Below are 12,365 nucleotides of genomic sequence, written 5' to 3'. Positions count from 1 at the left end.
GATCAAATTGTTAAAGAGCTGTTTCGCTGTGCTTAACTGGCGAACCGTTGAACTGGCTTGCCGCAGCGAGGAAGGCGTATTCTACGCATTTCCTGGTGGTTGTCAACCGCTGTGTTTAGCGACTGAAGCGAGCGATGAAACTTGCGCTAACTTCCTGACAAACCAAGGCTTTTACACCTTATTCACCGCTGGTAACGCTAGGCGTCCCCGGCAGCGGATGCGTACTTTAAGGCCTCACTATCAAGATAGCAAGGAAAAGAAGATATTGCGTATAAAAAAGCGGCAGAAGGCTCTCCTTCTGCCGCAAACCACCGATCAGAACGCCTGACCAGAGAGTGCTCTTTTGGCATTTTCGCCGTTAATTAAATTTCAAAGCCCAAACCAAAGTCGTCGCTGGAAATGGTCATCAGGCTGGAAGCGCCCGACTGAATCATTTGCGCATGCGCCTTTGTGCGCGGCAATAGCCGCTGATAATAGAAGCGAGCAGTATTCAATTTAGCAGCATAGAAGGCTTTATCTTCGCCCTCTAAAGAACCAGATGCCTGCTTGGCCGCACGAGCAAATAGGTACGCCAGCGTGACGTAGCCGGAGTACATAAGGTAATCAACGCTTGCCGCGCCTACCTCTTCGCGGTCCTGCATCGCTTTCATACCTATGCCCATGGTTAGCTCACCCCACTCTGTGTTCAGCTTTGCCAGCGGCCCGATAAACTCTTTAAGCGCGGGGTTCTCTGATTCAGCCTTGCAGAACTGATGAATCTCCTTGGTGAACACTTTCAACGACTCACCCTGACTCATAAGGACTTTACGACCCAGTAGGTCGAGCGCCTGAATACCGGTAGTGCCTTCATACAAGCGAGTAATACGTGCATCGCGTACCAATTGCTCCATGCCCCACTCTTTAATAAAGCCATGGCCGCCGTAAATTTGAACACCTTCATTGGTGCTTTCAAAACCGACTTCGGTCAAGAACGCTTTTACAATCGGGGTTAGCAACCCCAAAAGCGTGTCGGCACGCTCTCGCTCTTCACCTGGCTGACCATGCTCTACAGCATCCAGCATTTGAGCGGTGTATAGCACCAGCATACGCCCGCCTTCGGCGAAGGCCTTCTGAGTCAGCAGCATGCGTCGAACATCGGGGTGGACGATAATCGGATCAGCCGGTTTTTCAGGCGCTTGCTTACCCGACAAACTTCGCATCTGCAGGCGATCACGGGCATAGCTCAACGAATTCTGGAAGCTGGCTTCAATCAACCCCAGCCCCTGAATACCTACCCCAAGACGAGCAGCGTTCATCATGGTGAACATGCACGCCAAGCCTTTATTCGGGGCGCCCACCAGATAGCCGGTTGCGCCATCGAAGTTCATCACACAGGTAGCGTTACCGTGAATGCCCATTTTATGTTCTAAAGAGCCACAGCTAACGCCATTGCGCTCACCAGGGTTGCCTCCGGCATCAGGCATAAACTTAGGCACCACAAACAGTGAGATACCTTTTGAGCCTTCGGGCGCATCAGGCAGTTTTGCTAACACTAAATGAACGATGTTCTCAGCCAGATTATGCTCACCGGCCGAGATAAAGATTTTGGTGCCGGTAATCGCGTAAGCATCGCCTTCAGTGGGCACTGCACGCGTTTTGATCAAGCCGAGATCGGTACCGCAATGGGACTCGGTTAAACACATCGTGCCAGTCCAAACGCCTTCCACCAACTTGGTGAGGTAGGTAGCCTTCTGCTCATCGGTACCGTGATGGCGTAGCGCATCCGCGGCGCCATGGGAAAGACCTGGGTACATGCCCCATGCTAAGTTGGTTGCGCAAATCATCTCCGAAAGCAGCATCGCTAACGAATGCGGCAGCCCCTGCCCCCCATGCTCAGGATCGGCAGCCAAGCTCGGCCAGCCGCCTTCTACATATTGTTGATAGGCTTCTTTAAAACCATTGGGCGCTTTTACTTCGCCCCCTTCTAACAAGCACCCTTCTGCATCGCCGCTTTGATTAATCGGCAGCAGGACCTCGCGAGCAAAACGCGCCCCTTCCTCTAAAATTGCGCTAACGACATCGGGCGATGCTTCGTCACCGCCTGGCAAGCGCGCATAGTGACCGGGATAATCAAGCATTTCGTCCATAACGAAACGCATATCACGAATAGGGGCCTGATAAGTGGGCATCGCACTTCTCCTAAAACACTCTCCTACAACCGGGGGATCAAAAGCCAAATAATATCTTCAAAACAGCAAGCAGCTTTCAAACGCATGTTTGAAAGCTAGCGCGGGCGCTCTGCATAGTCAAGCGAGCGTTTGAATTTAGCGCTAAAACGCTCTACAACTTTGGTAGCTAATGCTGCAAACCTCTAATGCCAGCAATAAAAAACTCGCCAGCCAAAAGCTGACGAGCCGTCTCATTGTGATTCTATATAGCTGAAGCGTTACTGCATACGTATGCCGCCATCCAAGCGAATGAGTTCGCCATTCAGCATTGGGTTGGTAATAATTTGCTCGGCTAATTGAGCAAACTCATCCGGCTTACCCAACCGCTTGGGAAATGGCACCGCTGCCGCTAGCGCCTGGGCAGCCTCATCGGGTATCTCGCTCATCATTGGTGTTTCAAAAACGCCTGGGGCAATTACCATAACTCGAATGGCATGACGCGATAACTCACGCGCCGCTGGCAAGCTCATACCCACAACGCCCGCTTTAGAGGCGCTATAAGCACACTGCCCTACCTGACCATCAAAAGCCGCAATAGAAGCAGTGTTAATAATCACCCCGCGCTCCCCGCTCTCATTAGGCGTATTTTTAGCCATCGCCGCCGCGGCGAGGCGCATTACGTTAAAGGTACCCACCAAGTTGATGTTGATGGTTTTAATGTAGCTATCTAGATCAGCCGGCTTTCCCTCACGATCAACCAACTTGGCTACGCTAACGACGCCCGCACAATGAACCACACCTGAGAGACCGCCCTTGCCACCCAGCGCTACCGCGGTATCGACCGCCTGCTGCATTTGCTCGGCAGAGGTAATGTCTGCCAAACACGCTTGAGCATGCTCCCCCAACTGCTGAGCATGTGCGTTTACACTGTCATTTAAATCGCATAAAACGACCCGAGCGCCCGCAGCCACCAAACGCTCTGCCGTTGCCGCGCCAAGACCAGAAGCGGCCCCAGTAATTAAAAAAGTACTGTCCTTAACCTGCATAACCATATTCCCTATAAGCGTTATGTTTATTTGGCTGTCTTAGCTTCTTCTGCTGCTTGGGCACGCAATTTAAAGCGCTGAATCTTGCCACTGGGGGTTTTGGGTAACTCATCGACAAACTCAATAACGCGTGGGAAAGCGTGAGTCGATAACCGCTCACGCACTCGCTGCTTGATCTCATCGGCAAGTGCTTCACTTGCCTCATAGCCTTCTCGCAGTACGACATAGGATTTGATCACTTCGCCACGGATCTCGTCTGGCTGCCCCACCGCCGCCGACTCTGCAACAGCCGGGTGTGTCATTACGCTATTCTCAACATCCGTTGGCCCCACCCGATAACCTGCGGTGGTAATAATGTCGTCGTCCCGCCCGGCAAATTGAAAGGTGCCATCTTCATTGCGGATCACAACATCCCCGGTAAGGTAATAGCCTTCTACAAAGGGATTTTTCTCCTGCCAGGTGTAACCTTGAAAGAAGTGCGCAGGTGAATTCTTGATATCCACGGCAAGCACCCCAGGCTCACCCGCAGGCAGCTCATGATACTCGGCATCCAAAATCGCCAGACGATAGCCCGGCATTGGGACGCCCATCGCACCCACATGCTTAAGGTGATCAAGTGCATGGTGGTTATTGCACGTCATGCCGGTTTCAGTTTGCCCATAATGGTCCATGACAGGACAGCCAAGCGACTTCTCAACCCAAGTGACCACTTCAGTGTTCAAAGGCTCTCCGGCTGAACTCGCTGCACGCAGCTCCAAGGTTTGATGGGCGTCATCAAACAGGCCTGATGCCTTCATCAGCCGGTAAGCGGTAGGGGCAGCGGCAAAATTGGTAATGTGGTGGCGCTTCATAAACGCCAGCGCCCCCTCAGCACTAAAGCCCGCTTCACAAAAATGGGTCGTCACACCGAGCAGCAGTGGCCCCGTGATCGCATAGTAAAGGCCATACGCCCAGCCTGGGTCAGCCATATTCCAAAAGCGGTCATCACCACGCAGGTCAATGGCGAGCTCCATATAGATCGCGAAGGCAGTCATTCCAGACAAGGGAACAGCAACACCTTTGGGCTTGCCCACGGTGCCAGAGGTAAACATTTGTAGAAAAGGTTGTTTAGGCGATAGCCTTGGCGGTTTATCGCTCATTGACGTATGCGTCAATGCAGCTTGCCAATCATGATCATCCGCATGTTCGCTGGTTGCACCACCGATTGCCAGCACGGGCGGGCACTGGCTCAAGCCATCAAACTTATAGCGATTGGCGTGATCAGTAATCACCAGCTTGGTATCTGCACGCCCTAAACGATAGTCCACGGCATCAGGACCAAAGGCAGTAAATAGAGGTTGATAAACCGCGCCAATACGCCATGTGGCGAGTACCGCAATCAAAAGCTGTGGTGACCGCGGCAACATACAAGCAATGCGATCACCTTTACCTAGCCTTTGAGCCTGAAACCAACCCGCCAATTTAGCGCTTTGCGCATCCAACTCAGCATAAGTCAGGGTGTGAACCGCCCCTTGGGTATCCTCTTGAACTAGCGCTAGCACATCGCCGCGCCCTTGGCGCACATGCCGACCACAGCAGGCTTCGAAAGCATTCAACATTCCATCCTGATGGTCATCCAGGCGAGCAATAACGCTCTTGATAGAAAAGTTTTCAAGGTAGTGCTGATAGTCGGGCAGTGATTGTGGTGTAGCTGTCATGATGGCTCTCTAATGTAGATGATCATTGTTGTTAGTAATGAGCGCAAAGCAATACAGGTAGGGCGCAGGCTAGGTCGCTAAAATTATCCGTTGACGTTAACGGAAACTTTAAGTTAAAAGCAACGCTAAAAGTAATCGTCTTAGAGAGCAAGCACTCTGATGAATTAAAGCGTTAGACGTTGGTAGGAAGCTGTATAGCGCAAGCAGTTCAAGCAGGCGGGGGCATAATCATGGCGACAAGCTCATCAGCGAGTTCATCAGGGGAACGGGGACCATTAGGATCATACCAGCGTACGGTCCAATTCAGTGCCCCGAGCACGAAGCGCGAGACCAGAAAGCGGTCTCCATGAATCAGCCCTGCTTCTAAAGCATCATCGATGACAGTAACCCACAGCGCCTCATAAGCATCGCGCAAATGACTTAAATGAGCACTTGCATCAGGATCGAGTCGACGCCACTCAAAGAGCGCCACTACATGAGCATTACGGTCAGTAAAAAGCGTTTCGAGATGGGCACGAGCCATAACGCGCAGGCGCACTTCAGGGTCAGAGGCACACTCATCCAGTGCTTTACGTGCAATTACTAAGGCGTTTTGAGTACCTTCTTCGATAACCGCTGCGAGGATTTCCTGCTTGTCTTTAAAATGATGAAACAAGCTACCAGACTTAATCCCCATTTCCTGCGCCAGCATACGCACGGTGGTGCGATCAAAGCCCTCTTGAACGAAGAGCTGGGCGGCAAGGCGCGTCAACTCCTTGCGGCGAGGTGATGCATTCATTACATTCATGTTATTTACACTAGCGCTTGCTTGGTTACTCTGGAGAAAACCACAGCACCGCCTACGGGTCAACGTATCACCCACTACTCAGCATGATAATCACAATAAACCTGAAGGAGATTGACCATGAGCAACGCCACTGATGTTGTATTTCTCGCCGCTAAACGCACCCCTATGGGCGGCATGATGGGAAGTCTTGCGAGTATGACTGCCCCGCAGCTTGGTGCCATCGCTATCAAAGCGGCGATTGAAGAGTCAGGCATTGACCCTGCTGCCATCAATGAAGGCATTATGGGCTGTGTACTTCCGGCAGGCGTTAAACAGGGCCCGGCTCGCCAGGCAATGCGGCAGGCGGGCATTCCCGATGCCAATGGCGCCACCACCATCAATAAGCTGTGTGGCTCCGGCATGAAGGCCGCGATGCTTGCCCACGATTTAATCAAAGCAGGCAGCGGTGATATTTTGCTGGCGGGAGGCATGGAGTCCATGTCTAACGCTCCACACATGCTGACCAAGGCACGCGGCGGCTACCGGCTGGGGCACGGCGAGCTTAAAGACCATATGTTTTTGGATGGTCTTGAAGATGCCGAAACGGGCAAGCTCATGGGCGTGTTTGCTCAGGATGTCGCCACAGAACGCGGCTACACGCGCGAACGCCTGGACGATTTTGCCATTGCCTCACTTGAGCGCGCCATGGCGGCCACTAACGCAGGCCACTTAAACGCTGAGATGGCCCCCGTCACGGTTTCCACGCGCCAGGGTGAACACCTGGTCGAGCACGACGAGCAGCCTTTCCAAGCTAAACTCGACAAAATCCGCGAGTTGCGCCCTGCTTTCGCCAAAGATGGCACCATTACCGCTGCCAACGCCAGCTCGATTTCCGATGGTGCCTCGGCGCTGATTTTGGCCAGTCAGGAAGCCGCGGATCAGCACGGTATTAAACCTTTAGCACGCATGCTCGGCCATACTACCCATTCACGCCACCCAAGTGAGTTCACTATCGCGCCGGTGGGTGCGATAGAAAAGCTGATGAAAAAGCTAGGCTGGGGCGTTAATGATGTAGATCTATTTGAGATCAACGAAGCCTTTGCCGTGGTGACACTTATGGCGATGGATGATCTAGGCCTGCCCCATGACAAGGTGAATGTTTTCGGTGGTGCCTGCGCCCAGGGCCACCCGATTGGCTCAACCGGCTCGCGCATTATTGCCACGCTGATACACGCGCTGCGCACCAAAGGCGGCAAACGCGGCATTGCCAGCCTGTGCATCGGCGGCGGCGAAGCGACGGCAGTCGCCGTCGAGCTAATCGACTAACCACTCCTCGCAAGGATTTAATCCCGAGAGGGTACCGCCCTGTCGCTACAACGACAGGGCGTTTTTCCAAAGCGCAGCAAACAGCCAAGCAAGGCCTAACATAGGCAAAGACCAACGGTGAAACTCTGTCCAAATGCCAGGCTGACGAGCCAAGCGCAGGGCAATTAAATTAGCCATTGAACCTACCGCCAAACCAAAACCACCGACACTGACGCCCCAGGCAAGCGGCTGCCACTCACTCTGCTCCGCGAGTAGCAGCGTTGCTGGCACGTTGGAAATAATTTGTGAAAGCAGTATCCCTACGCTGATATCGCCACCGGGCCACTGACGCATTGTATTTATTGCCTGCTGAACGACATTTAGCTCACCGATGACACTTAAATTGATGAACATTAATACGAACACTACCAGCAGCATCCAATCGATGCTGAACACCGCTCGCCGGGCCACCAATAACATCGCTAGCATTACGCCGGCCATCGCTGGCAACACCCAGCCCATGTCCACTGCAATCAAAAAAAGCGGGTAGCCGATTAGTGCCGCCCATAGTGGCTTTTTGTGCCGTATTGTTGCTGCAATAGAAGCTGACTCCAAATGTATTGACGCTTTAGGAAACGCCAAGGGAATAAGGAGCAAGAGCAGCAGCATCAAACCAACACCCAGCGGTAGCATTACCCATAGAAATTCGCCAAAGCGTAGGTCTGAAAGCTGCCATAGATATAGGTTTTGTGGATTCCCAATCGGACTCAGTGATGACCCCGCATTCACCGCTAGCGCTTCAAACACAATTAAACGCGCAATAGGCAGCGTTGCCATTTTGGCTAGGCCAAGAGTCAGCGGCACGACAATAAACAGCGCCACGTCATTGGTGACAAAGGCAGAAAGCAGACCTGAAAACAGCACCAAACCCACCGCTAGGCGCCTTTCACCCTTCAGACGGGCCAACAACTGGCGCCCCCAGAGCGTTAAATAACCGCTGAGCTCCAACGACCGACTGAGCAGCATAAGACCGGTCAACACAGCAAGCGTGGTCCAATGCACCCGCTCAGCCATCTCCGTCAATGACTGAGGTTCCAGCCACCACAAAACGACCCATAGGCCGCTCATTGAGAGCAGCATAGGATCGTTCAGTAAACGCTGAGAGATAAAGACGACGGGCGAGATGAGCCGTTGGATCAATTGCAAAACATTAGTCGCTCAGAGAAAACCGAATGATAGCGCTGGATGCCTCTGATTAAACGCAAATTACTGTTTTTAGTATTTTAAGCAGACGTCATTACATCCGTTTGACGATGGTGCTGCCCATCAGAGCTAGGTAAAGGGGTTTGTTGATGACTAAGCTGCTCCCATTCAGGGCACTCGCCGTTATGTTCATTGATGTCAGCAAAGTTCATTCCGGCGGCTTCTTCGGCAACACTAAACTGTCCTGCATACTCGCGCATTTGCAAAGCCTCCTGAGATAATCCTTCAGCGCTCTGGGCCGCCTGGTTGACTAAGCGCATGGTTCCTTGCGTCGTAGTATCAATTTGCACCACCGCCTGATTAACTTCTTCAATGCCGCGTCGCTGCTCCTCAGAGGCATTGGCTATTTGCGTCATTAGCGTATCCACGTTACTGGCAGCCTGCATTATCGCACGAGTATGCTCACCCGCTTGCTGCGACAATACACTGCCCTGTTGGACACTCGCACTCGACGCTTCAATGCGTGATCGAATCTCGCTGGCAGCATTGGCACTGCGGGTTGCCAGCGCCCGCACTTCATTTGCCACGACTGCAAAGCCACGTCCATGCTCACCAGCACGCGCCGCTTCAACCGATGCGTTCAGCGCCAATATATTGGTTTGGAAAGCGATGCTCTCAATCATTCGGATGATGCTTTGGATCTCTTCAGAGTGATCATTGATCGCCTCCATAGTGGCAATAAACTGAGTAATGACCTCGTCACCCTGCTGCGCCTTATGGGAAACATCCGCGGTCGATTGGCTCACATGCGCCGCACTTTCCGCATTTTGATTTACGGTCGCGGTTAGCTGCTCCAGGCTCGCCGCCATTTGCTGTAAGGCAGACACTTGGGTATCGGTTTGGCTGGCCAAGAGCTGGTTCTGCTCAGTCATCTCCTGGCTGCTGCTATAGACCTGCTGGCTGCTGGCAGTAAGGCGATCCACGGTTGTCGTTAAAGCGCTCTGCATACTGGCTAGCTCACTAAACAGCTGACCAATTTCGTTGGTCGAGTGGGCTGAAACGGGCGTGGATAGATCGCCTTTAGCAATGCGTTGAAAATGCTCGGTAATGACTTTTAAAGGGCGAAGCACATTCTTGCGCACTCCCCACACCACCACCGCCACCACTAACAGCGCGGCACCCAACACCGCAATGACGCCCCAAAACAGTAGCGATGATACTTGCTCATAACGTGCGAGAAGGCCGTTACCCCGCTGGTTTAAGGCGTTAAAAAATGCCTCGGCACTCTGCACAAATTGCTGGCTGCTGTCATCTACCCGTGACTCTCCTGACAGAAAACCAGAGACATCACGCTCTTCCAGCATCATCATCTGCAGGCTAAGGTTATTGTTAACGAACGATTGAAAATCAGCGGCCAGTTGATCAACTAACGCTTGCTGCTCAGGTTCAAAATCACTCGATGAAAACTGTTCGAAGTTGACTGCCGCCGTATCCAACAACCTCTGTGATTCATCGATAAGCGGAGCGGGACGATCAAACGACGGGGTGCGAATTAACTCTGCGGCACGATTCATTTGGATACGCGCACGTAATAATTGCGTGTAAGCACTATTAAGCTCACTGACCTGCGCCATGTCCCGCTGATGTAGCGACGTGAATGCATCGCGGCCAAAATGGTTAGCGAACAGCCCCAATGCGCCAATCACGACGACCAAACCACTGAACGCCAAGAGCACCAGCGTCCAACTCGCCTTGACGCTTAAGTTATTGATCCATTTCATCTCGACCTGCCCCTATGAATAAGATTAAGCAGACTTATGCAGGGGCAGCCATAGCTGCAGGCGACGACGAATTTCCAATAATGCCTGCTCGTAAGCGTCTGGCTTGCCAATCAGGCGAGGGTCGCGAATATCCCAGAACAGCACTTCGCCCGCCTGCCCTTGCCAATCCCGACAGGCTTGCTGGGCCTTGTCACACAGCACAATGACAAAATCAAAGGTCTCGCTCTCAAACTCATCCAACGACTTACTGCGTAAGCCTTCGGTGGGTAGTCCCTGCTTGCGCAGCGCTTCAAGTGTCAATGCATGGGGCTCATCCGGTTCAGAACCAGCGCTAAACGATTCAAAACGATCACCTGCCATATGGCGAAGCAACGCCTCTCCCATTAAGGATCGTGCAGAGTTAGCGTTGCAAAGAAACAACACGCGGCGCTTCGACATAAATAAATAGCCTCTAATGTAATTAATGGCTACCACTGTACGCTGGGTTCATGACGGCAATATTGCAGCTTGCAGGCGACGCTAGAAATATACGAAAAAACGTATATCATGGAGTGACTAACCTAAAATAGCGTTAAACAGGTAGCCCTAATGTCGTCACTCAAAGATTTCCCCCACCTGACTGATTTACCTAACATCGATACCGCGCTGTTTGAGCGGCCCAGCAGTGATCGCCTTAGCGTTCCACAAAACGTCGAGCATGCACCTAAAATATTGCTGTTATACGGTTCTTTGCGTGAGCGCTCGTTTAGTCGGTTAGCCGTTGAGGAAGCAGCACGCTTACTGACCGCCATGGGTGCAGAAACGAGAATTTTTGATCCTAAAGGATTGCCGCTACCGGATGCTGAAGATGCCAGCCACCCCAAAGTTGACGAGCTACGCACGCTAGCGCAGTGGTCCGAAGGCATGGTGTGGTGCTCCCCTGAACGCCATGGCGCAATGACCGGTATTATGAAAGCACAAATAGATTGGATCCCGCTTTCGCTCGGTGGCGTACGTCCTACCCAGGGCAAAACATTGGCAGTGATGCAGGTTTGTGGCGGCTCGCAGTCCTTCAACACGGTCAACCAGCTGCGCATTTTAGGCCGTTGGATGCGCATGCTGACGATTCCCAACCAATCGTCAGTGCCGAAAGCCTTCATGGAGTTTGATGAAAACGACCGAATGAAACCCTCCCCTTTCTACGACCGTATCGTCGATGTGATGGAAGAGCTGATGAAATTTACGCTATTAGTGCGAGAACGTAGTGATCTCCTCACAGACCGCTATTCAGAGCGTAAAGAGAGCGCTGAAGAAGTTTCCAAACGGGTTAACCAACGCGCCATTTAACAAGGAGCTTCACATGTCAGCATTGGGCGATAACACTTCACCCTCCACCGCAGAAGGAATGGGGATTTTCGAGCGCTACCTCTCGCTATGGGTGGCATTAGCCATTGTGGCAGGTATTTTACTGGGACAATTTATACCCGCGGTGCCGGAAACGCTTTCGCGCTTTGAAGTGGCCCAGGTATCGATTCCTGTGGCCGTGCTTATCTGGGCGATGATTTTCCCGATGATGGCGCAGATTGATTTTACCTCGCTGCTAGGCGTGCGGCGCCAGCCAAAAGGTTTGATTATTACCACCACGGTTAATTGGCTGATCAAACCCTTCACTATGTTCGCTATTGCCTGGCTCTTCCTGATGGTTATTTTTCGGCCTTTTATTCCCGCTGAAGTAGCCAGTCAATATCTAGCGGGCGCCATTCTTCTCGGTGCCGCACCGTGTACCGCAATGGTATTCGTGTGGAGCTACTTAACCCGCGGCGACGCCGCTTATACGCTGGTGCAAGTGGCCCTCAACGATGTGATCATGCTGTTTGCTTTCGCTCCCATCGTGGTCTTCCTCCTAGGCATCTCCAACATTCAGGTACCATGGGATACGGTTGCCCTGTCGGTGGTGCTCTATATTGTGATCCCCCTGGCGGCAGGTTATATAACGCGCCAAACCCTGATCAAAAAGCACGGTGCAGAGTGGTATGACAACGTCTTTATGAAGCGCGTTGGCCCCATCACACCGATTGGCTTGATCATCACCCTGGTAGTGCTATTCGCCTTCCAGGGCGAGGTTATTCTCAATAACCCGCTGCATATTGTACTCATCGCTATTCCACTGATTATTCAAACGTTTCTGATCTTCTTTATTGCCTATGGCTGGGCCAAGGTTTGGCGGGTGCCGCATAACGTGGCAGCCCCTGGCGCTATGGTTGGTGCGAGTAACTTCTTTGAACTGGCGGTAGCAGCCGCTATTGCGCTGTTCGGCTTACAGTCAGGTGCCGCGCTGGCCACGGTCGTCGGCGTATTGGTCGAAGTACCGCTAATGCTCGCGCTGGTCAGGATTGCCAATAAAACCCGCCATTATTTTCCGGCAGAAGCACATTAATCGG

At 52.4% G+C, this 12,365-nt stretch carries 11 protein-coding genes; 4 read left to right on the top strand and 7 right to left on the bottom strand.

The features are described from left to right. Positions 1–328 (top strand): hypothetical protein (locus V8L71_RS12680; RefSeq protein WP_336274342.1); only part of this gene is annotated, 328 nt, incomplete at its 5' end. Between the two features lie 34 nt (positions 329–362). On the opposite strand, the gene V8L71_RS12675 is transcribed toward V8L71_RS12680, so the two are convergent. The 4 genes from V8L71_RS12675 to V8L71_RS12660 all read right to left on the bottom strand — a co-directional run bounded on the left by V8L71_RS12675 (position 363) and on the right by V8L71_RS12660 (position 5,668). Beyond that, complete coding sequence (locus V8L71_RS12675; RefSeq protein ID WP_336274341.1) at positions 363–2,168, bottom strand: acyl-CoA dehydrogenase C-terminal domain-containing protein; 1,806 nt, start codon at positions 2,166–2,168, stop codon at positions 363–365. A gap of 257 nt (positions 2,169–2,425) precedes the next feature. Further along, positions 2,426–3,193, bottom strand: a complete 768-nt coding sequence (locus V8L71_RS12670) for an SDR family NAD(P)-dependent oxidoreductase (protein ID WP_336274340.1) — start codon at positions 3,191–3,193, stop codon at positions 2,426–2,428. A gap of 26 nt (positions 3,194–3,219) precedes the next feature. After that, a complete protein-coding gene (locus V8L71_RS12665) occupies positions 3,220–4,890 on the bottom strand; it encodes an AMP-binding protein (RefSeq protein WP_336274339.1) in 1,671 nt (556 codons plus the stop codon). Between the two features lie 208 nt (positions 4,891–5,098). Then, entirely contained in the window at positions 5,099–5,668 is a 570-nt protein-coding gene (locus V8L71_RS12660; protein WP_101146495.1) for a TetR/AcrR family transcriptional regulator, read from the bottom strand. Positions 5,669–5,794: 126 nt separating this feature from the next. Here V8L71_RS12660 and V8L71_RS12655 point away from each other — a divergent pair, with 126 nt between their 5' ends. Then, the gene (locus V8L71_RS12655) at positions 5,795–6,982 is read left to right on the top strand and encodes an acetyl-CoA C-acyltransferase (protein ID WP_336274338.1); all 1,188 of its coding nucleotides are present in this window, start codon (positions 5,795–5,797) and stop codon (positions 6,980–6,982) included. 45 nt (positions 6,983–7,027) lie between these two features. On the opposite strand, the gene V8L71_RS12650 is transcribed toward V8L71_RS12655, so the two are convergent. The 3 genes from V8L71_RS12650 to V8L71_RS12640 form a co-directional block, all read right to left on the bottom strand. Next, entirely contained in the window at positions 7,028–8,161 is a 1,134-nt protein-coding gene (locus V8L71_RS12650; RefSeq protein WP_336274337.1) for an SLC13 family permease, read from the bottom strand. 83 nt (positions 8,162–8,244) lie between these two features. Then, on the bottom strand, positions 8,245–9,945 hold the full coding sequence (locus V8L71_RS12645; RefSeq protein WP_336274336.1) for a methyl-accepting chemotaxis protein: 1,701 nt from the start codon (positions 9,943–9,945) through the stop codon (positions 8,245–8,247). Positions 9,946–9,969: 24 nt separating this feature from the next. Beyond that, the gene (locus tag V8L71_RS12640; RefSeq protein WP_336274335.1) at positions 9,970–10,383 is read right to left on the bottom strand and encodes an arsenate reductase ArsC; all 414 of its coding nucleotides are present in this window, start codon (positions 10,381–10,383) and stop codon (positions 9,970–9,972) included. A gap of 150 nt (positions 10,384–10,533) precedes the next feature. Here V8L71_RS12640 and arsH point away from each other — a divergent pair, with 150 nt between their 5' ends. Both arsH and arsB read left to right on the top strand, forming a co-directional pair. Next, positions 10,534–11,271, top strand: coding sequence for an arsenical resistance protein ArsH (gene arsH, locus V8L71_RS12635; protein ID WP_336274334.1), 738 nt, complete (start codon positions 10,534–10,536; stop codon positions 11,269–11,271). Positions 11,272–11,284: 13 nt separating this feature from the next. Then, entirely contained in the window at positions 11,285–12,361 is a 1,077-nt protein-coding gene (arsB, locus tag V8L71_RS12630; protein ID WP_336274333.1) for an ACR3 family arsenite efflux transporter, read from the top strand. The last annotated feature ends 4 nt before the right edge of the window (positions 12,362–12,365 follow it).

The sequence above is a fragment of the Vreelandella indica genome, from assembly GCF_037070225.1.
GTDB classification, from domain to species: Bacteria; Pseudomonadota; Gammaproteobacteria; order Pseudomonadales; family Halomonadaceae; genus Vreelandella; species Vreelandella arctica.
The sequence above is the reverse complement of the archived record's forward strand: the minus strand, read 5'-3'. Positions and strand labels throughout refer to the sequence as shown.

Coding starts and splice junctions, on each gene's coding strand:
- arsH (WP_336274334.1), top strand. CDS start 10,534: ATGTCGTCACTCAAAGATTTCCCCCACCTGACTGATTTACCTAACATC.
- V8L71_RS12675 (WP_336274341.1), bottom strand. CDS start 2,168: ATGCCCACTTATCAGGCCCCTATTCGTGATATGCGTTTCGTTATGGAC.
- V8L71_RS12660 (WP_101146495.1), bottom strand. CDS start 5,668: ATGAATGCATCACCTCGCCGCAAGGAGTTGACGCGCCTTGCCGCCCAG.
- V8L71_RS12645 (WP_336274336.1), bottom strand. CDS start 9,945: ATGAAATGGATCAATAACTTAAGCGTCAAGGCGAGTTGGACGCTGGTG.
- V8L71_RS12665 (WP_336274339.1), bottom strand. CDS start 4,890: ATGACAGCTACACCACAATCACTGCCCGACTATCAGCACTACCTTGAA.
- arsB (WP_336274333.1), top strand. CDS start 11,285: ATGTCAGCATTGGGCGATAACACTTCACCCTCCACCGCAGAAGGAATG.
- V8L71_RS12640 (WP_336274335.1), bottom strand. CDS start 10,383: ATGTCGAAGCGCCGCGTGTTGTTTCTTTGCAACGCTAACTCTGCACGA.
- V8L71_RS12670 (WP_336274340.1), bottom strand. CDS start 3,193: ATGCAGGTTAAGGACAGTACTTTTTTAATTACTGGGGCCGCTTCTGGT.
- V8L71_RS12655 (WP_336274338.1), top strand. CDS start 5,795: ATGAGCAACGCCACTGATGTTGTATTTCTCGCCGCTAAACGCACCCCT.